This window comes from Amycolatopsis kentuckyensis (genome assembly GCF_041679295.1).
Lineage (GTDB): Bacteria > Actinomycetota > Actinomycetes > Mycobacteriales > Pseudonocardiaceae > Amycolatopsis > Amycolatopsis kentuckyensis_A.
On the sequence record NZ_JBGDMD010000003.1, the window covers coordinates 352,659 to 376,595 of the forward strand.

At 72.9% G+C, this 23,937-nt stretch carries 20 protein-coding genes; 6 read left to right on the top strand and 14 right to left on the bottom strand.

Annotated features, from left to right (window positions below; all coding sequences use genetic code 11):
- Positions 1 to 37: 37 nt before the first annotated feature.
- Entirely contained in the window at positions 38 to 1,132 is a 1,095-nt protein-coding gene (locus ACERZO_RS13275; RefSeq protein WP_372664914.1) for a calcium:proton antiporter, read from the bottom strand.
- 51 nt (positions 1,133 to 1,183) lie between these two features.
- The gene (locus ACERZO_RS13280; RefSeq protein WP_372664915.1) at positions 1,184 to 2,077 is read right to left on the bottom strand and encodes a LysR family transcriptional regulator; all 894 of its coding nucleotides are present in this window, start codon (positions 2,075 to 2,077) and stop codon (positions 1,184 to 1,186) included.
- A 70-nt stretch (positions 2,078 to 2,147) separates the two neighbouring features.
- Between ACERZO_RS13280 and ACERZO_RS13285 the strand changes: the two genes are divergently transcribed.
- Positions 2,148 to 3,881 (top strand): pyruvate dehydrogenase, encoded by a 1,734-nt coding sequence (locus tag ACERZO_RS13285; RefSeq protein ID WP_372664916.1) that lies wholly within the window; start codon positions 2,148 to 2,150, stop codon positions 3,879 to 3,881.
- Here ACERZO_RS13285 and ACERZO_RS13290 read toward each other — a convergent pair.
- From ACERZO_RS13290 to ACERZO_RS13305, 4 genes are all read right to left on the bottom strand, one after another.
- Positions 3,878 to 4,135: a hypothetical protein gene (locus ACERZO_RS13290; protein WP_372664917.1), complete on the bottom strand. Its 258-nt coding sequence runs from the start codon at positions 4,133 to 4,135 to the stop codon at positions 3,878 to 3,880. The genes ACERZO_RS13285 and ACERZO_RS13290 overlap by 4 nt on opposite strands.
- A gap of 2 nt (positions 4,136 to 4,137) precedes the next feature.
- Positions 4,138 to 5,247: an NDMA-dependent alcohol dehydrogenase gene (locus ACERZO_RS13295; protein ID WP_372664918.1), complete on the bottom strand. Its 1,110-nt coding sequence runs from the start codon at positions 5,245 to 5,247 to the stop codon at positions 4,138 to 4,140.
- A gap of 117 nt (positions 5,248 to 5,364) precedes the next feature.
- Positions 5,365 to 6,978 carry a sigma-54-dependent Fis family transcriptional regulator gene (locus tag ACERZO_RS13300; protein WP_372664919.1) on the bottom strand — a complete coding sequence of 538 codons (1,614 nt, stop codon included), beginning with the start codon at positions 6,976 to 6,978 and terminating at the stop codon, positions 5,365 to 5,367.
- 101 nt (positions 6,979 to 7,079) lie between these two features.
- Entirely contained in the window at positions 7,080 to 7,904 is an 825-nt protein-coding gene (locus ACERZO_RS13305) for an urea carboxylase-associated family protein (protein ID WP_372664920.1), read from the bottom strand.
- A 143-nt stretch (positions 7,905 to 8,047) separates the two neighbouring features.
- On the opposite strand from ACERZO_RS13305, the gene ACERZO_RS13310 reads away from it, so the two are divergent.
- Both ACERZO_RS13310 and ACERZO_RS13315 read left to right on the top strand, forming a co-directional pair.
- Positions 8,048 to 8,995 (top strand): hypothetical protein, encoded by a 948-nt coding sequence (locus ACERZO_RS13310; RefSeq protein ID WP_372664921.1) that lies wholly within the window; start codon positions 8,048 to 8,050, stop codon positions 8,993 to 8,995.
- Positions 8,996 to 9,077: 82 nt separating this feature from the next.
- On the top strand, positions 9,078 to 9,734 hold the full coding sequence (locus tag ACERZO_RS13315; protein ID WP_372664922.1) for an HNH endonuclease family protein: 657 nt from the start codon (positions 9,078 to 9,080) through the stop codon (positions 9,732 to 9,734).
- On the opposite strand, the gene ACERZO_RS13320 is transcribed toward ACERZO_RS13315, so the two are convergent.
- A complete protein-coding gene (locus ACERZO_RS13320; RefSeq protein WP_372664923.1) occupies positions 9,731 to 10,474 on the bottom strand; it encodes a fructosamine kinase family protein in 744 nt (247 codons plus the stop codon). The genes ACERZO_RS13315 and ACERZO_RS13320 overlap by 4 nt on opposite strands.
- A gap of 55 nt (positions 10,475 to 10,529) precedes the next feature.
- Between ACERZO_RS13320 and ACERZO_RS13325 the strand changes: the two genes are divergently transcribed.
- Positions 10,530 to 10,886: an MmcQ/YjbR family DNA-binding protein gene (locus tag ACERZO_RS13325; RefSeq protein WP_372664924.1), complete on the top strand. Its 357-nt coding sequence runs from the start codon at positions 10,530 to 10,532 to the stop codon at positions 10,884 to 10,886.
- On the opposite strand, the gene ACERZO_RS13330 is transcribed toward ACERZO_RS13325, so the two are convergent.
- The 4 genes from ACERZO_RS13330 to ACERZO_RS13345 all read right to left on the bottom strand — a co-directional run bounded on the left by ACERZO_RS13330 (position 10,811) and on the right by ACERZO_RS13345 (position 15,876).
- Positions 10,811 to 11,668 carry a GNAT family N-acetyltransferase gene (locus ACERZO_RS13330; RefSeq protein ID WP_372664925.1) on the bottom strand — a complete coding sequence of 286 codons (858 nt, stop codon included), beginning with the start codon at positions 11,666 to 11,668 and terminating at the stop codon, positions 10,811 to 10,813. The two genes, ACERZO_RS13325 and ACERZO_RS13330, sit on opposite strands and share 76 nt — an antisense overlap.
- Positions 11,669 to 11,708: 40 nt before the next feature.
- Positions 11,709 to 13,781: a putative Ig domain-containing protein gene (locus ACERZO_RS13335; RefSeq protein ID WP_372665567.1), complete on the bottom strand. Its 2,073-nt coding sequence runs from the start codon at positions 13,779 to 13,781 to the stop codon at positions 11,709 to 11,711.
- A gap of 106 nt (positions 13,782 to 13,887) precedes the next feature.
- Positions 13,888 to 14,109: a hypothetical protein gene (locus ACERZO_RS13340; RefSeq protein WP_372664926.1), complete on the bottom strand. Its 222-nt coding sequence runs from the start codon at positions 14,107 to 14,109 to the stop codon at positions 13,888 to 13,890.
- A 201-nt stretch (positions 14,110 to 14,310) separates the two neighbouring features.
- The gene (locus ACERZO_RS13345) at positions 14,311 to 15,876 is read right to left on the bottom strand and encodes an acyl-CoA synthetase (protein WP_372664927.1); all 1,566 of its coding nucleotides are present in this window, start codon (positions 15,874 to 15,876) and stop codon (positions 14,311 to 14,313) included.
- Between the two features lie 110 nt (positions 15,877 to 15,986).
- On the opposite strand from ACERZO_RS13345, the gene ACERZO_RS13350 reads away from it, so the two are divergent.
- Positions 15,987 to 17,204: a phospholipase D-like domain-containing protein gene (locus ACERZO_RS13350; protein WP_372664928.1), complete on the top strand. Its 1,218-nt coding sequence runs from the start codon at positions 15,987 to 15,989 to the stop codon at positions 17,202 to 17,204.
- 68 nt (positions 17,205 to 17,272) lie between these two features.
- Here the strand turns inward: ACERZO_RS13350 and ACERZO_RS13355 are convergent, their stop codons facing one another.
- On the bottom strand, positions 17,273 to 20,218 hold the full coding sequence (locus ACERZO_RS13355; RefSeq protein WP_372664929.1) for an AfsR/SARP family transcriptional regulator: 2,946 nt from the start codon (positions 20,216 to 20,218) through the stop codon (positions 17,273 to 17,275).
- Between the two features lie 232 nt (positions 20,219 to 20,450).
- A complete protein-coding gene (locus ACERZO_RS13360) occupies positions 20,451 to 21,041 on the bottom strand; it encodes a hypothetical protein (protein ID WP_372664930.1) in 591 nt (196 codons plus the stop codon).
- A gap of 56 nt (positions 21,042 to 21,097) precedes the next feature.
- Between ACERZO_RS13360 and ACERZO_RS13365 the strand changes: the two genes are divergently transcribed.
- Complete coding sequence (locus tag ACERZO_RS13365; RefSeq protein ID WP_372664931.1) at positions 21,098 to 21,463, top strand: DUF488 domain-containing protein; 366 nt, start codon at positions 21,098 to 21,100, stop codon at positions 21,461 to 21,463.
- Positions 21,464 to 21,465: 2 nt separating this feature from the next.
- Here ACERZO_RS13365 and ACERZO_RS13370 read toward each other — a convergent pair whose 3' ends face one another.
- Positions 21,466 to 23,811, bottom strand: a complete 2,346-nt coding sequence (locus ACERZO_RS13370) for a glycoside hydrolase family 2 protein (protein WP_372664932.1) — start codon at positions 23,809 to 23,811, stop codon at positions 21,466 to 21,468.
- Between the last annotated feature and the right edge of the window lie 126 nt (positions 23,812 to 23,937).

Consider the following 23,937-nt stretch of genomic DNA (forward strand, 5'->3'; position numbering starts at 1 on the left):
AACCGGGTTAGAACACTGGTTCTCACTCACGAGCGGGTCAGGGGTTGACGGCCAGCACCAGGAACCCGGCCAGCAGCACCAGGTGCACCCCACCCTGCAGGCGGGTCGCCCGGCCGGGGACCACCGTCAGCACGCTCACCACCACCGTCAGCGCCAGCAGCACGATCTGCGTCGGCCCCAGCCCCAGCAGCAGCTGGACCGGCAGCCACACCGACGCCAGCGCGATCGCCGGGATCGTCAGCCCGATACTCGCGATCGCGGAGCCGTACGCCAGGTTGAGGCTGATCTGCATCCGGTCGCGCTGGGCCGCGCGCGTGGCGGCCAGCGTCTCCGGCAGCAGCACCAGCAACGCGATCACCACGCCGACGAACGACTGCGGGAACCCGGCCGCGCGCACGCCCGCCTCGATCGCCGGGGACTCCACCTTCGCCAGCCCGACCACGGCGACCAGGGCCACCAGCAGCAGCGCGAGGCTGCCGAGCGCCGCCCGGTTGGACGGCGGTTCCGCGTGGTCGTCCTCCTTGACCTCGCCGTCGGCCGCCACCGGGAGGAAAAAGTCGCGGTGACGCACCGTCTGCGTCAGCACGAACGTCCCGTACAGCGCCAAGGACGCCAGCGCCGCGAACGTCAGCTGCGCCGGCGAGAACGCCGGGCCCGGCGTGCTGGAGGTGAACGTCGGCAGCACCAGGCTCAGCGCCGCCAGCGTCGCGACCGTGGCCAGCGCGGCCCCGCTGCCCTCGGGGTTGAACAGCGTCGAGCCGTAGCGCCGCGCGCCGACGAGCAGGGAGATGCCGACGATGCCGTTGGTCGTGATCATCACCGCGGCGAACACCGTGTCGCGCGCCAGCGACCCGGCCTCCGGCCCGCCGGAGACCATCATCGTGACGATCAGCGCGACCTCGATGACGGTGACCGCGACCGCGAGCACCAGCGACCCGAACGGCTCGCCGACGCGGTGCGCGACGACCTCCGCGTGGTGCACCGCCGCCAGCACGGTCGCGCCCAGCGCGATCGCGACGACCGCCACGAACACCGGGCCGAGGTCGCGGCCCCACGCCAGCGCCAGCACGACGAGCCCGAGCACCGGCGTGACGGAGGTCCAGGACGTCAGGAAGGATCTCAGCGCGGCCATGTCCCCACCCTGGCACATCCACGGGAAAACCGCCTGGTCCTACGGCGGTTCTCACATTGTCCCTTGTGGACGGTCGAGGTCCGCGGCGAGGACGTGCTGCCGGAAGGTTTCGCTGAGCGGCGGGAGAGTCCGCCCGGCCGCCCAGGCCAGGCCGATGTCGCGGGCAGCGTCCACATCGGTCAGTGCGAGGTGCGGCGCCGGGAACGTCGCGGCGTGCGGCAGCGGCAGCACCGACACGCCGAGCCCGGCGGTGACGAGCCCGCGCAGCGTCTCGACTTCGTCGCCCTCGAACCCGATCCGCGGCGCGAACCCGGCCTCGGCGCACAGCCGCTCGGTCGTCTCGCGCAGGGCGTAACCGGGCCGCAGGAGGATGAACGTCTCGTCCGCGACGTCGGCGAGGCGGACCCGCCGGCGCCCGGCGAGCCGGTGGTGCGGCGGGACCGCCAGCCGCAGCGGCTCGACCAGCAGCCGTTCCCACTGCAGCTGCGCGTGCCCGGGGTCGCCGCTGGTGATGACGAGGTCCGCGGTGCCGTCGAGGAGTTCGGCTTCCAGGCCGGCTTCGCCGTGCTGCCGCAGCTCGAAGCGGGCGCCGGCGTGTTCGCGCAGGAAACCGCTCAGCACCGACGGGACCAGCCACGTGCCGAACGTGTGCAGGAAGGCCAGCGGCACCACGCCGGTGCCCGGGTCGACGATCTCGGCGACCTCGCGCAGGCCCTGGTCCAGCTGGTCGAGCACGGCCTCGACGTGCCGCCGGAACGCGTGCCCGGCCGGGGTCAGCCGCAGCACCCGCCCGGACCGGCGGAACAGCTCGGCGCCGGCGTTGTGCTCGAGCCGCCGCAGGGCCCGCGACAGTGCGGGCTGGGTGAGGTGCCCCCGCGCGGCGGTCTCGGTGACCGTGGCGCCACCGGCGACCTCGCGGAAGAGCCGCAGCGTCTGGACGTCCATGCCCTCAGTGTATGGATTTTCAGCCAATCAGGCATTGGACGCATCGGTCGCGACGGGCCACCCTGGAGGTATGGCAACCGTGGCAGAACAACTGGTCAGGACCCTGCGGGACGCGGGTGTCGAACGCATCTACGGCATCGTCGGCGACAGCCTCAACCCGATCGTCGACGCGGTCCGCCGCACCGACGGCATCGAGTGGGTGCACGTCCGGCACGAGGAGACCGCCGCCTTCGCCGCGGCGGCCGAAGCCCAGGTCACCGGCAAGCTCGCCGTGTGCGCGGGCAGCTGCGGGCCGGGCAACCTGCACCTGATCAACGGCCTGTTCGACGCCCACCGCTCCGGCGCGCCGGTGCTCGCGATCGCGTCGCACATCCCCTCGAACCAGATCGGCACCGGCTTCTTCCAGGAGACCCACCCGGACCGGCTGTTCGCCGAGTGCAGCCACTTCAGCGAGGTCGTCGCGGACCCGGCGCAGCTGCCGCGGCTGCTGCGCATCGCCACGCAGGCCGCCGTCGGCAAGGGTGGCGTCGCGGTGCTGACGATCCCGGGCGACCTCGCCGACCGCAAGGCGACCGGCCCGCTCACCGAACAGCTCCCGCTCGTGACGCCGTCGCCCGCCGTGCCGCCGGCCGAGGTCGTCCGGGAGCTCGCGGATCTGCTGAACTCGGGCGAAAAGGTGATGCTGTTCGCCGGCGCGGGCGTCCGCGGCGCGCACGACGAGGTCATGGCGCTGGCGGAGAAGCTCGCCGCGCCGGTCGGGCACTCGCTCGGCGGCAAGGAGTGGATCCAGTTCGACAACCCGTTCGACGTCGGCATGAGCGGGCTGCTCGGCTACGGCGCCTGCTACGACGCGATGCACGAGGCCGACCGGATCGTGTTGCTGGGCACGGACTTCCCGTACGACAACTTCCTCCCGCAGGCCCGCACGATCCAGCTCGACCACGACGCCGCACGCCTGGGCCGGCGCACGCCGCTGGACCTGGCGGTGCACGGCGACGTCCGCGAAACGCTGCGTGCGCTGCTGCCCCTGCTGCGCCCCCGCACCGACCGCGCGTTCCTCGACCGGATGCTGCGCGAGCACGTGCGGAAGCTGGAAAAGGTCGTCGGTGCGTACACAGGCAAGATCGAGCAGCGCCGGCCGATCCACCCGGAGTACGTCGCCTCGGTGCTCGACGAGGTCGCCGCCGACGACGCGGTGTTCACCGTCGACACGGGCATGGGCAACGTCTGGGCGGCGCGCTACCTTACCCCGAACGGCCGCCGCCGCGTGCTCGGCTCGTTCCGGCACGGCAGCATGGCGAACGCGCTGCCGCACGCGATCGGCGCGCAGCTGTCCCAGCCGGGCCGCCAGGTCGTGTCGCTGTCGGGCGACGGCGGGCTCGCGATGCTGATGGGCGACCTGCTGACGCTGCCCACCTACGACGTCCCGGTGAAGGTCGTGGTGTTCAACAACGCCACGCTGGGCATGGTGAAGCTGGAGATGCTCGTCGACGGCCTCCCGGACTTCGGCACCGACCACGCGCCGGTGAACTTCGCGGCGATCGCGGCGGCGTGCGGGGTGTTCTCGGTGCGGGTCGAGGACCCGGCCGACGTCCGCGGCGCGCTGGAGAAGGCGTTCGCCCACCCCGGCCCGGCGGTGGTCGAGGTGGTGACCGACCCGAACGCGCTGTCGATCCCGCCGCGCATCACCGGCGAGATGGTGCGCGGGTTCGCCTTGGGCGCGACGAAGACGGTGCTCAACGGCGGCGTCGGCAAGATGGTCGACCTGGCGCGCGCCAACCTGCGCAACGCGCCGCGCCCCTAGGGAACGAGGACGATCACGCCGGTGGCGGCGAGGTGGTCCAGCGCCGCCACCACCCGGGCCCGGCTCGTCCCGCCCAGGTCCGCGGCGTCGAGCGCGTCGCGGACCGAGGCGTGCATGACCAGTGCGCGGACGAACCGGACCACGTCCGGTGTTCCGAGGAGGCACCGCTCCCGTCGTTCGCAACAGTGGGCCGCCGCGTCGAGAGCGATGTGCGGGTTGAGCCGGTACGCCGCGTCCAGGTCCACTGTGGACATGATCAGCCGTGGACGATGACGCCGCGGATGTTCTTGCCGTCGCGCAGGTCCTGGTAGCCCTCGTTCACCTGCTCGAGGGTGTACTTGCGGGTCACCAGCTCGTCGAGCTTGAGCTGCCCGGCGTCGTAGAGGCGCAGCAGCCGGACGATGTCGTACTGCGGGTTCGCCGAGCCGAACAGCGTGCCCTTGATCGTCTTCTCGAACAGCGTCAGGACGCCACCGGAGACGTGCACGGTCAGCTTCTCGGGGTTGGCGAGGCCGGTGATGACGACCGTGCCGCCCTTGCCGACGACGTTGAACGCCTCGCTGACGACGTCTTCGTCGACCGTGCCGACGGTGATCAGCGCCTGGTCGGCCAGCTGCCCCCAGGTGAGCTCGGTGACCTTCTCGGCGGCTTCGGCCGCGGTCGCGAACGCGTGGGTGGCGCCGAACTTGAGCGCCGTCTCCCGCTTGAACTCGATGGGGTCGACCGCGACGACGTACTTCGCGCCGGCGTGCTTGGCGCCCTGCACGGCGTTGATGCCGATGCCGCCGATGCCGTAGACGACGGTGGTGTCGCCGGCCCGGACGCCGCCGGCGTAGTTGGCGGTGGCCCAGCCGGTCGGGACGCCGCAGCCGACCAGGACGGCGGTTTCCAGCGGCAGCCAGTCGTCGACCTTCACGACGGAGTGCTGCGAGATGGTGGCGCGCTCGGAGAACGTGCCGAGCATGCACATCGCGCCGAAGTCCTGCCCGCCGCCGTGGAAGCGGAAGGTGCCGTCCGGCATGTGGCCGTCGAGGATGGTGGCGCCCATGTCGCAGAGGTTCTGGCGGCCGGTCGAGCAGTAGCGGCAGGTGCCGCAGTTCGGGATGAAGCTGCAGACGACGTGGTCGCCCGCCTGCACCTTGGTCACGCCGGCGCCGACCTCTTCGACGATCCCGGCGCCCTCGTGGCCGCCGATGATCGGGAAGCGCGGCACGAGGTCGTTGTCGATCAGGTGCAGGTCCGAGTGGCACAACCCGGCGGCGGTGTACTTGATGAGCACCTCGCCGGGACCCGGGCCGTCGAGGTCCAGTTCCATGATTTCGAACGGCTTCCCGGCATCGAACAGTACGGCTGCCTTGGTCTTCACGGCCATCTCCTCCACGTGCGGCGGTGGTGACTCGATTGTGTGGAGCGGGGGAGCCGGCGGAGTGTCCAAATCCCGGACACCGGCGAGCGCCCCAAGGCGGCCTTGGGGCGCTCGGGGTCAGCGGACCCGGAGCGCGCGCATCCGGTTGTAGAGCGTCGAGCGGCTGATGCCGAGCTGCTTGGCCGCCCGGACCTTGTTGCCGTCGCAGGCTCGCAGCGTCCGGACGATCACGTCGTACTCCGCCTGCTCCCAGCCGCTCAGCGCGCCGCCCGGGGCCGTCTCCGCGCAGCCCGGTGCCACGTCCTCCGCCGTCAGGTCGCCCGCCGAGCGGCGGTCGGCCGCGCCCGCCAGCACTCCGGCCAGCTCGCGGAGGTTGCCCGGCCACTGCTGGGATCCCAGCAGTTCCAGCGCGCCCGGGGTCAGCCGCAGCGAGCCGCCGAAACCGCGCAGCAGCGCGCGGGCGATCGCCGGGATCTCGTCGCGGCGCTCGCGCAGCGGAGGCAGCTCGATCCGGCGGTGCATGCGCGCCGCCAAGGTCGCCTGCTCGCCGCGCAGCTCCGCCGGCGGACCGCTGAGCAGCGCGAACCACGCCGTCGTCGTGTCCAGCAGGCGGGACAGGCGGACCGCCGCCAGCGGGGGCAGCAGCTGGATGCCGTCCACCACGAGCAGGCCGTGCATGGCCGCCGCCGCCTCGACCCGCGCGCACCACTCGGCTTCGCCCGAAACGACGTCGGACGCGTCGAACTCGTGCAGCGGCTCGTCCCCGGCGACGACGCGCGCCGCCGTCGTCCGGCCCGCGCCCGGCTCGCCGGAGATCAGCACACGCCGGCGGGCCCGGCCCGCGCCGCGGAGCCGCTCGTCGATCTGCTCGGGGAAGAGGCCGCGCGCGGCTCGCGGGCGCGACACGACCGGGCTCGACGTCCGCACCGGCGCCAGCTCGAACAGCAGCCCGGCGTTCGCCGACACCGCCTCGACGCGCACCTCGACCGGCGTGCCCGACGTCAGCCGGAGCCGCCGGAGCCCGCGCCGGGTGCGGCCCAGCTCCCGCAGCAGCCGGTGGTCGGCGGTGTCGACCAGCTCGGTCGCCGCGGTGTTCGCGAGCACGACGTCCTGGCCGAGCGCCAGCACCGCGCACGCCCGGTGCTGCACCGACTGGAACGCGGCCAGCAGCTGCTGCTCGGCGAGCTTCGCACCGTCGAGCAGCCGCCGTTCGATGTCGGCGACCGCGCGGCGCAGGAACGGCCCGAGCAGCGGGTTAGCGTCGCCGGCCGGGCCGGTGATGTCGAGGACGCCGGCCAGCCGCCGCGTCGCCGGGTGCACCACCGGGTGGCCGTAGCAGGTGAACTGCTTCATGGCTTCGAGGAAGTGCTCGTCGCCGTCGACGGAGACGCCGCGGCGGGTCTCGAACGGCGTCGCGAGGGAGTTCGTCCCGGTCCGCTCCTCCAGGAACTGGCAGCCGGGCACCGCGCTGATGGTCTCCAGCGCCACCTCGACCGACCGCTCGCTGAACCGGCGGGCCACGATCCGGCACTCGTCGTCGGCCAGGATGACGCAGAAGCGCGTGCCGGCCAGCTGCCGGGCCAGCTCGTCCAGCACCGGGGAGGCGGCCCGCAGCAGCCGGCTGCGGCTGTCGACGTCGGCGACGTCCAGGCGCTCGACCGGCGACGCCGGCGAGAGCCCGGAAAGCTCCGCCCGCCGCCACGACTGCGCGATCTCGGTCCGCAGGTCCACTCGCACTCCTCGTCGAGCCGATCGGTGTCCCCGGACTGCCATCATCACACGCGGCGCAAGCGTGGTACACCACCGTGGCGGGATCCGTTGCGGCACAAGGGTTACTTGCCCCACTCCGGCAGCCGGACGCCGTGCAGGCCGCCGTAAGCCGCGCGCTCCGGCGCGCGCCGGCCGTCGAGCAGGCCGTCGCGTGGCTTGAACACCTCGACGCCGATCGGGTGGCAGACGTCGATCGGGTCGCGGGCGCCCGGACCCCAGAGCGGGATGGACAGGTCGCCGCCCGGGCAGGTGGACAGCGCGCACAGCAGGTCCAGCTCGGCGAAGAACTCGAAGTGGTCGCCGGGGCGGGCGGGGCAGGCCTTCATGAAGTACCGGTCCTCGTCGTTGAGGCCGGTGCACTGGAAGACGTTCAGGACGTCGTGCACGTCGAACTCGGTCAGCCCGAACGGCGCGACCGCGCGCACCAGGTTCGAGTGGCAGTGGAAGTCGAAGTCCTCGCCGGTGAGCATCCGGTTGACGTACGGGTCGCAGCGGGTGCCGAGCAGGTCGTGCACCCGGCCGCCGTCGGCGTCTTCGCCGTAGTTCTCGAGGGTGTCGGCGGTGATCGTCGCGAGCGGGCGGAGGAACGGGAGCGTCGACCAGAGCCGGTCGAACGTGCTGACGTGGGCGCGCTGGAGCTGGCGGGTGCGCGCGGCCCAGAAGCGTTCGCGGGGGTCGGCGGCGTTCCACAGGTTGAGGTCGCCGACCTGCGGGCCTTCGACGGTCTTGAGCCGGCAGAGGTGCCCCGCGGGCACGCGCCACGCGCGGCCGGAGCGGATGGGGACCTCGAAGGCGTCGACGAGCTCCCGGCCGCCCTCTTCGGCGAGCCGCCGGTAGAAGTCCCGGTCGACGTCGAGCGCGCGGCCCTGGTAGGCGGCTGGGGGCATCGTGTCTCCCTCGTGCGTGCGGATGCGGTTCCAGCATGCCCGGCTACGCACGGTGGTGTTCGATCACTCGTTCGGCTGCTGGGGTGGCGAGCGGTCCGCTCTTACCGTCGAGGGAGCTCTACTCGTGGGAGGAGTGACCGGCGGTGCTCGTGGCCTTCCAGCGCACCGGTGACGAGCGGCGCCTGCCCGCCGCGGCGGAGCACCTCGTGGGGTTGCTGCGTTCGTGGGGGCGGGGTCCGGATCACCTGACGGGGTTGGCGTTGGCGGGGATCACGGTCCCGAGCCGCGGCGGACCCCGGGTGGTGGACGCGCTGGTGTTCACCCGGTCGGGAGTGGTGGTGATCGCGGCGCACGAGCCGGGCGCAGGCGTGTCGCCGGGTCCGGAGGAGCGGGCGGGCGCGGGGGTCGCGGCGGCGAAAGGGGCGTTGTCCGCACATGACGGCGGGAGGTACGTGACGGGGCTGGTCGCGGTCGTGCCCCCGGTCGCGGACGGGTACGAGGAACTGGTGACCAGGCTGGCCGAGCCGGGTATGCCGGACGCCGCCGGGCCCGCCGAAAGGCCAACCGAGCCGCCCGGGTCCGGGGCGAGCCGCTCCGAGGCGCTGCCCGGCCCGGCGCCGATCCCGGACGAAGCACAACCCGCCCCGGAAGCCGTTCCGCACCCTCGGGAACCCGTCGCCGTCGTCCTCGCCGATCCGCGCGGCCTGCGCCGGATCATCGGGCAGCACAACCGCTGGCGCACCGTCTGGTCGGCCGACGACGTCCTCGACGCCTGCTACGCGCTCTCCCTCGCCCACCTCGCCCCGCCCCGCTCGGCCCTCCTCGCCGACGGCTTCCCCGCGCGCATCCCCACCCGGTCCCGGTTGCCCGAACTCCCCGCCGTCGTCGAAGTCCCGCCCGATCCGTCGCCACCGCTCCCCGCCGAGGACGAGCCCGTCCCGCGGATGCCGGTCCAGCGCGGCCAAGCCGTCTTCCCGCGGCAACGGCCCATCCGGCTCGTGCCGTGGGCGCTGCTCTTCGTCCTCACCCTGCTCGTCACCGTGGGGGTCATCGCCGCGGTTTTCGTCGCGCAGGTGTTCCACGGCTCGTAAAGTTCGCGCCAACTACGCCATCTGCACCGTTTCCCCGCGACTCCGGTTGGGCACCTCCCGGTAGACGTGAAAGGGGTTCACGATGCCGCGCACCCGAGCGCTCGTCCTACTGGCCGTCCTCACGGGCGCTTCCCTCACCGGCTGCAAGGTGCCGGACGGACTGGCCGCCGGGAGCCAGCCCGCCGGCACGCAGCAAGCTCCGCCCATCGCGCCCGCCGAGGCGCGGGCTCAGCTGGCGAAGCTCCCGATCGCCGTGCGCGGCACCATGGACGGCTACAGCCGCGACAAGTTCCCGCACTGGGACAAGGTCGACGGCGCCTGCGACACCCGCGAGCAGGTGCTCAAGCGCGACGGCAAGGATGTCACCACCAACGCCGACTGCGCCCCGAAGTCCGGTACCTGGGTCAGCGCGTACGACGGCGAGACCTGGCACAAAGCGTCCGATGTGGACATCGATCACATGGTGCCGCTCGGGCAGGCCTGGGTCAGCGGTGCGAAGAAGTGGACCCAGGAACGCCGTGAGCAGTTCGCGAACGACCTGATCCGCCCGCAGCTGCACGCCGTCACCGACAACCTCAACGAGCAGAAGAGCGACAAGGCCCCCGACCAGTGGAAGCCGCCGCTCGTTTCGTACTGGTGCACCTACGCCACGGACTGGATCGTCGTCAAGAGCAACTACGGCCTCACGATCACCGTCCCGGAGAAGACGGCGCTGGAGACCATGCTGCAGCGCTGCTAGAACGAGCGCGCCGCCGCGAGCGCCTGCCCGGCGTACGACCGTCCGAACAGGACCGTGTGGACCAGCAGCGGGAACAGCTGGTGCAGCCCGATCCGGTCGCGCCACCCCTCGGCCAGGGGCGCGGCCTCGTCGTACGCGGCGACGACGCGGTCGAGGTGCGGGCAGCCGAACAGGTGCAGCATCGCCAGGTCCGTCTCGCGGTGTCCGCCGTGCGCGGCCGGGTCGATCAGCCACGCCTCGCGGCCGTCCCACAGGACGTTGCCGGTCCACAGGTCGCCGTGCAGCCGCGCCGGCGGCTCGGCCGACGCCGGGATCCGGGCGCAGGCGCGCTCGAACACCGCCGCCTCCGAAGCGTCCAACGTTCCCGCGTCGACGGCTCGCCGGACGTACGGCAGCACGCGGTCCGACGCGTACCACGACGCCCAGTCGCCGGCCGGGACGTTCGTCATCGGCGCGAGCCCGATCCACGCGTCGGCCGGCCCGTCCGGGGGAGGCGAGCCGAACGCCGGCGCGCCGGCCGCGTGCAGCCAGGCCAGCCCGCGGCCGAAGCGCTCCGCCGCGGCCGGGGACGGACGCCCGGCCGGGACGCGGTCGATGACCAGCGTGTCGTCGTCCTGGCGGCGGATCTCCGGCACCGGAACCGTGCCCGCCGCGGCCAGCCAGCGCAGTCCCGCGGCCTCCGCGGCGGTCGCGCCGGGGGCGTGCCCCCGCTTGACCACGACGTCACGCGGATCGCTCATGTCCCGCACGGTACCGGCGCGCTACGGTGGTCGCCGGAGACAGGGGGAGCGACAGGTGACGGTCACGGTCCGGAAACTCGAACTGCTGCTCGGCCGGCTGGCGGAGGTCCAGCGGTCGGAGGCGCGGGACTACTCCTCGTTCAGCGTGCGCGGCAAGCGGTTCGGCTACTTCTGGCCGCGGACCCGGACCGTCGGTCTCAAGCAGGAGATCTCCGAACAGCTCGCGCTGGTCGCCGAGCGGCCCGACGTCTTCGAGGTCCAGTTCACGGCAGGCGGCTTCGGCTGGGTCGTCGTGTACCTCGACAAGATCGACGCCGACGAGCTGGCCGAACTCCTCTACGAGGCGTGGCGGCTCTCGGCGCCCGAAGAGCTCGTCGAGGAGACGCCCTTCACCAGGATCGCCCGCGCGTAGAGCAGGTCGAACCCCTGCCGCTGCACGTTCTGCTGCGACTTCGACCCCGGCTGCGTCGTGACGACGGCGACGTCGCACCCCGCCTCCGCGGCCGCCGCCAGCCGCGCCCGCAGCAGGGCCGTCTGCACCCCGCGGCGCCGGAACCGCGGCACGGTCGCGGCGCCGGTGAACTGCGCGATCCCGTCGGTGACGCGGAAACTCGCCCCGCCGGCGAACTCGCCCTCGCGTTCGGCGACGTACCGCCGCACGCCGGCCATGTCCCGCAACGCGTGCATGAGCGTCTCGCGGGGGAAGTCTTCGTGGGAGGGCACGCCCTCGGTGTCGGCGACCGCGGTCGCGTCGGCGACCATGGCGAGCCAGGACTCCAGCTCGTCGTCGCGGGTGAGCCGGGCATCGCCACCCGGACCCGGGCCGGCGAGCCGCCTGCCGAGCACGTTCTCGAACGACTCCAGGTGGTAACCCCGCCGGGTGAGGACCGCGCCCACCGCGGGGTCGGCCAGCTGGGACAGCTCGACCTGCACCGGCGCGCCCAGCTCGGCGAACGCGGCTTCGACTTCGTCGAGTGCGTCCGGCAGGCCGTCGAAGCCGAGCCCGATGATCTTGTTGAACGGCGAATCCGCCTCGGCGAAGCTGGCGATACCACCGGAAAGGGGCCGCGCGAATCCGGTGGCGTCCCCGCGGCGCGCTCGCGCGGCGTCGCTGCACGCGGCCGTCAGCCGCGCTTCGGCCCGCTCGATGCGCGCGGCCAGCGCGGTGCCGCAGAAGAGCCGCTCCCCGTCCATGCGCCCACAGTGCCGGACGCACGGACGGGGAGCCAACCGATTAACCCTCCACGCGGTGCGAGGCCCAGAACGACGTCAGGTCGGTCGACCCGGCCGCCGCCTGCGCCGCGGCCTTGAACTCGGCCGTCGTCGACACGCCGTACCAGTGCGACTGCGCGTACGACTTCAGCAGGTTCGCCATCGCCGTGTCGCCGATCAGCCGGCGCAGGTCGTGCAGGGTGCACTTGCCGTAGTTGTAGACGACCGTCGAGTACCGGGACGAATGCGCGTCCCAGTAGGCCATCGAGTTGGTCAGCTTCTCCGCGCTCGACTGCCACGTGATGCCGCAGCCGCTGCCGGTGACCCCGCGGTAGAGGTCGGTGGCGTAGTCGGTGAAGCTCTCGTCCAGCCACGGCGAGTTGTACTCGTCGTCGCCGACGATCCCGTAGAACCACTGGTGCGCCAGCTCGTGCGGGAGCGCCGTGGTCGACACGAGGTCGAGCACGAAGCCCGGGTACTCCATGCCGCCGAACCAGAAGTTGTTGTCCAGCACCACGTCCACCTCGCCGTACGGGTAGTCGCCGAAGCGGCCCGAGTGGACGTCGATCGAGTCGGCGGCCAGCGTCAGCATCTGGTTGGCGCTGCTGGTCGAGATCCCGCTGACCGAGTAGACGTTGACGCGCACGCCCTTTCCGGACGTCGTGGTGATCTTCGCGAACGGCCCGGCGGCCCAGGCGAAGTCGCGCACCTTCGGCGCCACCGCGTGCGTGGTGGTCGTCGTGCCGCTGGTCGTCTCGGTCGACGTGCCGGTGGCCGGGGTCAGCAGCGACGTCGGGTGCACCAGCGTGACGTCGAAGTCGCCGATCACCGTGTAGAACGACTCGCCGTTGTTGGTGTACGGGTCGAGGTGCCAGCCCGCGCCGTCGCGGACCGCCAGCACCGGCAGCGCGTTGCCGATCATGTTGTACGCGCCGTCGTGGCCGAACCGGTCGGCGCCGCTCGGCACGACGATGCTCAGGTCGAACCCGATCGTCGCCGACTGCCCCTGCGCCAGCGGCGAAGGCAGCGTGATCTTCATGGCGGTGCAGTTCACGCTCAACGCGGCCGGCGTGCCGCCGGTGACGTTCGTGACCGTGATCGGCGTCGTCGGGCAGCTGCCGTGGTAGTTGTCCCACAGCCGCAGGTAGACCTCGGGCAGCGCGGTCGCCGAGCCGTTGGTGAAGCTCACGCTCTGGTGGCCGGTCCACGTCGTGCCGGCGGTGTTCGAGGTGAGGTTGACCGTGTAGGCGGGGTTGATCGGGGTGCGGGTGGAGTCCGCGGGCGCGGCGGTGACCGTCCAGCCGAAGGTCGCGCTGCCGCTGTTGCCGGCCGGGTCCTTGGCCGTCACGGTCACCGACGACGTCCCGGCCGTGGTCGGCGTGCCGGTGATCTTGCCCGTGCTCGCGCCGATGGCGAGCCCGGCGGGCAGCCCGGTCGCGGTGTAGGTGAGGGCGTCGTTCTGCGGGTCACTGGCCTGGACCTGCAGCGACACGGCTTGGCCGACGGCGCTCGTCTGGGCACCCGGCGAGGTGACGACCGGCGACTGCGGGTTGGACGTCCCGGTCGTGGTCAGCGAGAAGTCGTCGAGGAGGAAGTTGGTCGCCAGGCTCGAGTCCTCGGTGCCGGTGACCTTGAGCGTGACGGTCTGGCCCAGGTAGCGCGACACGTCGACCGTGCGCTGGACGTACCCGGTGTTCTTGTCGAGGTTGGAGTAGCTCGCGAGGGTGTCGGAACCCGCCTGCACCGTCAGCTTGTCGTAGGCGGTGGAGGTCGTCGTCTCCTTGGTGTCGACGTGCGCCCACCACGAGAGCGTCGCCGACGCGCAGCCGGCGGGCAGTGTCAGCGACTGGGACAGGGTGTCGGTGTGCGTGCTGCCGTAGCCGTCCAGCCAGGCGTCCATCGTCCCGCCGTGCGCGGGCTCCGCCGTGGTGGCGGCGGAGATGACGCCACTGGTCTGGGTCCACGGCGCGGTACCGCTCTCGAACCCGCCGTTGCCGACGACCTGGTCACCGCAGACCGCGGCGGCCTGGGCCGGCGCGGCGACGACGACTGTGCCCAGCAGGCCCACCAGGGCACTGAGCGCAGCAGAAAGCACCCTCGATCTCATGGGGGAGTCCTTTCCCGGCCCCGCCCGTCGGGGCCAGGGGAAAGCGTGCGCTGCCGCCGGGGCGGCAACAACCCGCCATGAGTCGGGTTCCGCGTCAGGCCTGCTGGAGCACGTTCAGCAGGATGAAGAGCAGGACGAGGGCGCCGGCGACGGCGACGAGGGCGGACACGCCGGAGCGGATCATCTCCCCGAAGCCCTTCGCGGTCCGGGCCCGGTAGGCGGAGTAGTTGGCGCGGGCCTCGCGGGCGCTGTGGACACGGCTGCCGACGAACAGCCCGGCGCCCAGGGCGAGCAGGACGGCGAGGAAAACGGACACGGGAGCTTCCTTTCGCGGTTCGGGAACGAGGAACGGCCTCATTACTAGACCCGACGGACGCCGCGCGCCATGGCTTTCGGGTATCTCGTTTCCGGGCCGGTCGGCCCTGGTGGGACGCACGTCCCGCGTTCCTCGGAAAGCCGTGGCGGGCAGCCGACGGTATCCGCGGTCTCCCGTGCCGCGCAAGGAGTTTTCGGTGGCTCAGCCCTCGGTCGCGAGTCCTTTGTGTCGTTCCCGCAATTCCCGCTTGACGATCTTTCCGCTGGGGTTCTTGGGAAGCCGGTCCGCGAACACGACGTACTTGGGGCATTTGTAACCGGCGAGGTGTGCCTTTGCGTGGTCGATCACTTGCACAGCGTCGAGATCCACGCCTTCACGCGGAACGACGACCGCCGTCACCGCTTCGATCCAGTGTGGATGGCCGATGCCGAAGACGGCGACTTCGGCGACGCCGTCGAGCAGGTACAGTGCTTCTTCGACCTCCCGGCTGGCGACGTTCTCGCCGCCGGTCTTGATCATGTCCTTCTTGCGGTCCACGACGGACAGATAGCCGTCCTCGTCGACGACGCCGAGGTCGCCGGAGTGGAACCAGCCGCCGCGGAACGCTTCGGCGGTCTTTTCTTCGTCGCGATAGTAGCCGAGGGTGGCGTGCGGGCTCCGGTGCACGATCTCGCCGATCTCGCCCGGCGGCACGGGGTTGTCCTCGTCGTCGACGATCCGCGTCTCGACGTTCAGCGACGCCCGCCCGGCTGATCCGGCGCGCTCCAGCTGTTCGTGCGGACGCAGGATGGTCGCGAGCGGGGCCATTTCGGTCTGGCCGTAGAAGTTCCACAGCTCGACGTCGGGCAGGCGCCGCCGCAGCTCGCGCAGCACCTCGACCGGCATCGCCGAAGCGCCGTAGTATCCCTTGCGCAGGCTGGACAGGTCGGTGCGGTCGAAGTTTTCGTGGCGCAGCAACGAGATCCACACCGTCGGCGGCGCGAACAGCTTCGTCGCGCGCTCCCGCTCGACGGCGGCGAGCAGCGCGGCCGGGTCCGGACCGGGCAGGATCACGCTCGTCGCGCCGAGGTAGACGTCGACGGAGAAGAAGCAGTCCAGCTGGGCGCAGTGGTACAGCGGCAGCGAGTGCACCTCGACGTCGTCGGCGCTCATGCCGCCGTCGATCACGCACGAGACGTACTGCGCGATGAGCGACCGGCTCGACAGCAGCACGCCCTTGGGCCGCGACTCGGTGCCGGAGGTGTACATGATCCGCAGCGGGTCGTCGTCGGCGACGAGGACGTCGGGTGCTTCGGCGTCCCCTTCGGACAGCCAGGTGCCGATGTCTTCCCACTCGCCGGCCGGGCCGATCCGGCCGCGGACGACGCCGGTGCGCTCCGCCAGCTCCAGGGCCTTGGCGGCGGTCGGCTCGAGGGCGTCTTCGGTGACGAACGCGGCGACCTCGGCGTGCCGGAGGAGGTAGGCGATCTCGTCGGCGCCGAGCATGAAGTTGACCGGCACGAGCAGGACGCCGAGCTTGGCGGTGGCGAAGGCGAGCGCGCCGTACTGCCAGCAGTTGTGGCTCAGCACCGCCAGCCGGTCGCCCTTGCGCAGGCCGCGGTCGGCGAGGGCGTGGGCGCACCGGTTGGCGGCGGCCTCGAACTCGGCGAAGGTGAACCGGGTGTCCCCGTCGACGAGGGCGAGCTTGTCCGGCAGCCGCAGGGCGGTGCGGCGGAGCAGATCGCCGACGGAGTGCTGCCGGGCGCGGTCGACGAGGTGCTGGTTCATCCCGGCAGTCTCGGTCGTGGTGCGGCGGCGCGCAACCGTCCTGTTTGCCGTATATGCCAGGTGAAGCCCAGGTGTACGGATCTTGTACACCGGGTGGCCAAGTTGGCACCATGATTTCTCGGTTCAAGACACTCGCCGCCGGGATGGCGGCCGTCAGCACGGTGGTGGCGCTGTCCGGCGGCCCGGTCGCCCACGCCGAGACCGCGCCCGCGGTCGCCACCAGCGGCATGGAAGCGCTGTTCAACAACCCGCCGGAGAACGGCGACCGCGACCACTCGATCGAAACCCGGCTGGTCCAGCTGATCGACGCCGCGCCGGCCGGTTCGGAGATCCACTTCTCCGTCTACAGCTGGACCCGCCCGGCGGCCGCCGAGGCGCTCAAGGCGGCGCAGGCCCGCGGGGTCAAGGTGCGCATCGCCATCGACGGCGGCGCGGACGACGACCCCGCCAACACCGCGATGCCGATCCTCAAGTCCGCCGGGCTGACCCAGCTGGTCTTCTGCGGCACCGGCGGCACGAACACCGGCTGCATCGCCCACGGCGGCAGCCCGCACTCGATCAACCACGACAAGCTGTGGATGTTCTCCGAGACCGAAGGCAAGAAGGACGTCGTCGTCATCGGGTCGCACAACCTCACCACCACGCAGGGCAACCTGTTCAACAACGCCCTGCTCACCTACGGCGACCCCGACCTCTACGGCTTCTACCTCGGGCACGTCAAGAAGATGCTGGCGCAGCAGAAGGACAACGACTACTTCGACGACGGCGGGTACCACAAGTCGCCGGACAGCCAGGTGACCAGCTACCTCTCGCCCCGCGCCGACTCGGCGGGCGGCGACTCCGAGGAGTTCGCCACCGACACCTGGGCGCAGCTGCTCAAGTGGATCACCAAGTACGAGTCCGGCTGCGCGCTCGACGTCGTCCAGGCCAACATCGCCGACTCGCGCACGCCGGTCGTCACCGAGCTCGCGCGGATCGCGAAACTGGGCTGCCAGGTCCGGATCGTCTACGGCACGATGGAGCCGGCCGCGCTCGCGGCGCTCAAGGGCAAGGCGAACGTGACGCTCAAGCGGTTCAGCACCACGGTGAACGCCCGCGAGATCTCGGTGCACTCGAAGTACATGCTCTACCGCGGGCACTACAACGAGACCGCGCACCGCTCGATCGTCTTCACCGGCTCGCACAACGTCTCCGGCGCGGCCCTGCGGGACAACGACGAGATCCTGATCAAGGTCGAGAACCCGGCGATCAGCGCGGCCTACCAGGACAACTTCGCGACGATCCTGTCGCGCGCGAAGTGCTCGGCCCCGCCCACCGGCACCTGCTGACACGGGTCGTGAGTGTGAAACAGGGTTCTGACCCTGTTTCACACTCACGACCAGCCGCGGCAGACTGCTCAGCCGGGCAGCTTCGCGAGGACTCGGGCCACCCGGGATTCGAGCGGGCGGTAGCCGGCCTGCGCCGCCAGTTTGGCCGCGGCCTCGCCGTGCAGCCGGGCCTGGCCGGTGTCCTCGTCGGCGAGCGCGGCTTCCGCCAAGCCGGTCAACGCGGCCGCCTCGCACCACGCGAAGCTCGTCTCCCGGGCGATGTCCAGGGCCGCGGTGAGGGGCTCGGCCGCCGGCCGGCCGAGCAGGACGCTCACTTCGCCGAGCGCCGCCAGCGCCGAAGCTTCCGTGCCCCGGTCGCCGATGCGGCGGGTCAGTTCGACCGCTTCGGCCGCGTCCGCGAGCGCGCGCGTGTCGTCGCCCGCGCGGGCCTCCAGCACCGCGCGGCCGGACAGCGCCGCCGCTTCGCCGTACTGGTAGCCGACTTCGCGGTTGGCCGTCAGCGCTCGTTCGTAGAACTCGGCGGCTTCGGCGTCGCCGCGGTCGCGGTGGATGTGCGCGAGGTCGACCAGCACCACGGCGACGCTGAACCGCGCGCCGTCGCGTTCGGCGATCTCCAGCGCGCGGCCGAAGTGGCGCAGCGCCGCGTCGAGCTCGCCGACCTGGCCGCACGCGAAGCCGAGGTTGGCCAGCGCCATCGTGACGCCCGGAATGGCCAGTTCTTCGCACAGCCGCAACGACTCCTCGCCGCACGCGATGGCTTCGTGCGGGTCGCCGAGGCGCTGGTGCACCGCGCTGAGGTTGTTGAGCGCCGCCGCGCGCCCGGCCGGCCAGTCCGCCGCCAGCCCGGCGTCGAGGACCGTCGTCAGGTGCGTGCGCGCCTCGGCGTACCGGCCGCTGTTGACGCCGGCGAGCGCGATCGACAGCCGCATCGCCGCCTGCGCCTGCCGGTCGCCGGCGGCCTGGGCCGCGGTCAGCGCCGTGGTCGCGGTGTCGATCCACTCGGTGTGGTGGCCGCGGTGGTGGAAGAACGCCCGCAGCGCGTCGGCGAGGTGCCAGGCGTACTCGCGGGCTTCCGCGTGCTCGACGGCGGCCGCGAGGTTCGGCCACTCGGTGTCGAGCCAGGCCAGCGCGTCCTCGGTGCCGGCGAAGACCTGGGCCGGTTCGGGCCGGGGCAGCCGGAGGAAGTGCGGGATCAGCCGGCGGCCCGCCGCGTCCGCCGTCGTGAGGTAGTGGTCCAGGAGCCGCCGCCGGGCCGCGGCCGCGGCTTCGGCGGAGTCGTCGGCGGTGACCCGGCCGGTCGCGTAGCTGTGCAGCAGGTCGTGGAAGCGGTAGCGGCCGGGCAGGTGCCGTTCGACGAGGTGGGCGGCGGCCAGCGCCTTGAGCTGCTGCCCGGCGCGTCCCTCGGCGACGTCGGTGAGCGCCGCGGCCGCGGGGGCGGTGAACGTCTGGCCCGGCACGAGCGCGAGCCGCCGGAACAGCAGCCGGTGCTCGGCGGGCAGGGCCCGGTAGGACACGGAGAACGCCGTCGTGACGGCGCTTTCCTCGGCGCCGTCGACGCTCAGCCCGGCCAGGGGATCGCCGTCGGCGAGTTCGCGGGCCAGGTCGGCGAGCCCGCCCGCGTCGCCGAGGTTCGCCGCGGCCAGCCGCAGGGCCAGCGGGAGGTGCCCGCACAGCCGCGCCAGTTCCGCGGCCGCCGCCGGCTCGGCCGCCACGACGGGCGCCCCGAGGACCGTCTCCAGCAGGTGCCGCGAGTCCTCGGCGGGCAGCACGGCCAGCGGGACCGGCCGCGCGCCGGTGCGGGCGATGAGGTCGCCGAGGCGCTGGCGGCTGGTCACCAGCACCGTGCCCGACGACGGCAGCAGCGGCGTCACCTGCGCGCTGTCGCGGGCGTTGTCAAGCAGGACGAGCACGCGGCGGTCGGCGAGCAGCGAGCGCCACAGCGCCGTCCGGCCGTCCGGATCCGGCGGGATCGCCCGCGGATCGGTGCCCAGCGCCCGCAGCAGCTGCGCGGCGGCGACCGCGGGGGTGAGCGGCTCGTGGTCGGGGTCGAAGCCGCGCAGGTCGAGGTAGAGCTGGCCGTCCGGGAAGCGGTCGCGGACGCGGTGCGCCCACCGCACGGCGAGCGCGGTCTTGCCGACGCCGGCCGTCCCGGTGAGCACACGGATGTCCGGGCCGGGGCCGGCGGCGGGCTCGTCGAGCCGGGCCAGCTCGGCGGCGCGGCCGGTGAAGCCGCGGACGTCGTGCGGCAGCTGGGCGGGGCGTACCGGTTCGGCGACGGCGTCCAGCGCCGGGTCGGCCGCGAGGATCGCCGACTGCAGCCGGGTCAGCTCCGGCGCGGGGTCCAGGCCGAGGTCGTCGGCCAGCCGGGTCCGCAGATCGCGGAAGGCGGCGAGGGCGGCGTCGGTGCGGCCCTCGCGGTGCAGCGCGAGCATCAGCTGGCCGACGAACCGCTGCCGCAGCGGGTGCGCGGAGACCAGCGCCGTCAGCTCGGCGAGGACGGCTCGGCCGCGGCCGAGCCGCAGCTGCGCGTCGATCCGGTCCTCGAGGGCGCTCCAGCGGGCTTCGTTCAGCCCGGCGAGGAGCCGGTCGGCCAGGTCGGCGGGCGCGGTGCCGGCCAGCGCGTCGCCCTGCCACAGCGCGAGAGCTTCGTCCAGCAGCGCGACGGCGGTCTCGTCGTCGGCCGCGCGGGCGCGGCGGACGAGCGCGGTGAACCGGTGGACGTCGACGGCTTCCGGGTCGGCGCGCAGGACGTACCCCGGCCCCTCGGTGACCAGTTCGGGGCCGCCGGCGGCGCGGAACACCGCGCGCAGCCGGGAAACCAGCGCCTGGACGGTGTTGCGCGCGCTCGCCGGGGGCGCGGCGGGCCAGAGCAGGTCGACGAGCCGGTCGAGCGGGACGGGACGGCCGGCTTCGAGGAGCAGGACGGCGAGGACGAGCCGCTGCTTGCGGGAGCCGAGGTCGACCGGAGTGCCGGCCGCGGACGCCTCGACGGTGCCGAGGACGCGGAACCGCACTCCGTCACCTCCGTTCACCCGGGCGGGTGACCACCGTACTGCAAGCCGGTTGCAAGCCCGGTCGGCGATCCTGGCCGGGCGGTACGGACACCACCCCGACGATGTCCACGCACCCGCTCGGCTCGCCGGTGCGGACCGACGGGCTGCCGCTCCCACCCGGGCGGCGCGAGCTGGGGGTAGGGCCACCACGGAGACCTTCCCCCTCGGTCGCCGTGGTGGCCCTTCGCGCGTTTCAGCGGGCGCTGTCGTCGATCTGCACGGGGTACCCGGCGCGCAGCACGGCGATCGTGGCCGGTGGCGTGAGGACCGGGACGATCCCTGCCTTGGGCAGTCGCTGTTTCCGGCCGTAGCCCGCGGTCGTCCACTCGGTGAGGTGGCCGTCGACCTTGAGCTCGGGGTGGTCCCCGCGGAGCACGAAGACGCCGTCCGGGAGCCCGGCCCAGCCGAGGTCGTGCAGCCGGCGGACACGGGTGCCGCGGACCAGGCGTTCGGCGTGCAGCCGGCGGTTCATCTCACCGGCCGACGGGCTCCCGGGCCAAGCGTCGCGGTAGGCGGTGTACGCGGGCCGGCGGCACTCGCCGCAGGGCCGGTGCCCGGCGGCGAAGGAGACGGCTTCGTCGTGGAAGTACAGGTGGGTGTAGCGGTTCGGCAGCCACTGCTCGCGCCACCGGTCCTTGAAGGCGAGCGCGCAGGTGATCCAGAGGTCGCCGCCGTGGAACCGGACGATCTCGTGGCCGCGGTGCAGCACGCCCCGGTTGCCGGTCCACGCGCCGCGCAGCGGGACGTCGACGATCTCGCCGGCCGGCGTCACGCGGTTGCGCACCGGGGCCCCCGGATTCCGGAGTGGCGGCGCGCGCGGGCGCACCGCAGAATGCGCGCATGCAGCCGACGGACGTCCGGGTGGCGCGCCTGGCCGACCCGGCCGGGCCCGCCGACGGCGTCCGCGTGCTCGTGGAACGGCTCTGGCCGCGCGGCACGGCCCGCACGGCCGTCGTCCTGGACGGCTGGTACCGCGGTCTGGCCCCGTCCGACGAGCTGCGCACCTGGTACGGCCACGACCCGGAGCGGTTCGAAGAGTTCGCCGAGCGGTACCGCGCGGAGCTGCGGGAGCCCGATCGGGTGGCGGCCCTGGAGCGGCTGCGCGAGCTGGCGGCGGGCGGCCCGGTGACGCTGCTGACGGCGAGCGGGTCGCCGACGATCAGCCAGGCCGCGGTGCTGGCGCGGGTCCTGGCGGGTGAAGGCTGACCTCACGACCGCGACCCGCCTGCTGAGCCACTGGCGCTCGTCGTCACGGTCGCGGTGGCCGTGCCCAGGGAGCCGTGCCGGGCCGTCAGCGTCAGCACCCCGGGCGGTCCCGCGAACGGCCGCAGCCACACCGCCGCCGCGCCGCCGGTCGCCCCGAGGTCCAGGGCCGGCTCGCCGACCAGCTCGGCCGGTCCGGTCAGCGCCAGGGTCACCTTGCCGGTCGCCCCCGCGCGCAGCGTCCCGAAGCGGTCCATCGCCGACACCACCACCCGGGTCGCGTCCGCGCCGTCCGCGCGCAGCTGCGTGTCGTCCGGGACGCAGCCCAGGACGTCCCGGCTCCGGTCGCCGCTGAAGCGCCGGGACACCACCAGCCGGCCGCCGGCGTAACCGTCGATCCGCAGCTGGGGCCGCGGCCCGCGCGGCACGACGAGGTCCGCGGCGAACGGCGGGTACGGCAGGTGGGGGAAGTCCGCCCGGCGGCTGCGCGCCGCACCGATCGGCCGGTCGTCGAGGAACAGCAGGAGCCGGTCGCAGTTGGACCAGATCGTCACGTCCCGCCCGGGGCCGGCGGGCGAAGCCGTGAAGTCCCAGGCGAACCCCGGCTCGACGACCGCCCGCACCAGCGGGTCGCCCTGCGAGGCGTAGAACGCGGCCGCCGGTTTGGGAATCCGGAAGAAGTCGGACACCCCGGCGTACTTCGACCCGCCGACCGACCGTTGCCAGCCCGACGGGTAGTCGAACGCGCACCAGGCGAGCAGCCCGCAGTACCGGTCGTCCGCGGCCGCCAGGTCGTGGGCCTTCGCGTGCAGCTCGGCCTGCAGCTGCTGGGTCGCGGCCGGATCCGTCCGGCGGTAGGCGCGGGCGCCGGAGAGGGTGCCGATCGTCTCGGTGACCAGGTACGGGACCCCCGCGCGCGGCGGGCGCAGCTGAAAGGGCGCGCCGCGGCGGGCGGTGTAGTCGTTGTAGGCGAGGATTTCGACGTCGCCGCCGGCGAACCGCGCGCCCGTCGAGCTGGCGAGCGCGCCGCTCGTCGGCCGGGACGGGTCGAGCTGCCGGGCGAGCCGGCCGGTCCGGCCGTACATCGCCGTCGTGCCGTTGGCCTCGTTCACGCGGGTGCCCCAGACGACGATGCTGGGGTGGTTGCGGTCGCGGGTGATCATGTCCGACACGTCCCGGAGGTTCTGCTGCTGCCAGGCCGCGTCGCCGATCCGGCCCCAGCCGGGGATCTCCTCCCAGACCAGCAGGCCCAGCTCGTCGCAGGCGTCGAGGAACGCGCTCGACTGCGGGTAGTGCGAGCACCGGACCATGGTGCAGTTGAGCTCGCGCCGCAGGATCTCGGCGTCGCGCCGCTGGACGCGGTCGGGCATCGCGCCGCCCGCGAACGGGTACCACTGGTGCCGGTTGAGGCCGGCGAGCTTGAGCCGGCGGCCGTTGAGGAAGAAGCCGTCGGGGGTGAACTCCGCTTCGCGGAACCCGATCCGCACGGTCCGCTGGTCGAGCACGGCGGGCCCGGACCGCACGGTGACCACGACGTCGCACAACGCCGGATCGTCGACGTCCCACAGCCGGACCGCGTCGAGCCCGTGCACGTCGAACTCGGCGGTGGTGCCTTCCAGCGGGGCGGTGCCGTGGGCCAGCTCGCGGCCCGCCTGCCGGACCGACGCGGTCACCTGGGCCACGACGGGTGCGTCGAGCGTGCAAGTGAGGTGCAGCGACCGGCCGGGGGAGAGGACGTCGACGGGGCGGGCGAAGACGTCGGCGAGCCGGGTCCGCGGCACGGGGCCGATCGCCGCCGGGCGGTAGATCCCGGCCGGCTGGTAGAAGTCGATCACCGACGGACCCGCGCTGTGCGGCAGGTTGGGCGGCACGTCCAGGGCCCACCGGCCGTCGACGACCACGGCGAGCACGTTGTCGCCTTCGACGACCCCGGGGAGTTCCACCTCGAAGGGGAGGTAGCCGCCTTGGTGCGTCGCGACGGGCGCGCCGTTGAGGAAGACCGAAGCGTTCGTCATGACGCCGTCGAAGCGGGCGGTGAAGCGCTCGGCCGTGGACACCGTGAAGTGCTTGCGGTAGATCCACCGGTCCTGCCAGGACGCCGGGTCCCAGCCGGTCCACGAAAGCGGCGTCACGCAGTGGGGCAGCTGCACGGGGGAGAGGTCGATCTCGTCGAAGCCGAGTTCCGTGCAGCCGTCGTCGTACCGGCCGAACAGCCAGAAATCGCCCAGCCGCGCGCTGTCCGGCCCGGGTGCGGCATGCCCGGCCGACCCGGCGACGACGGCGCCGAGCAGCGCGGCCCCGCTCGCCGCGAGGAACCCGCGCCGGGACAGCCGCGGTTGCGAGTCGGCCATCCACGACCTCCGTGCTCGGGCTCCCTGGGGTTATCGCTTGTGCCGGGTAAGACGTCACAAACGATCAGCGGGTTGCTCAGCGCAGGGTGGAGGCGCGCACCCCGGTCGCATCGGGTTCGGGTTCGC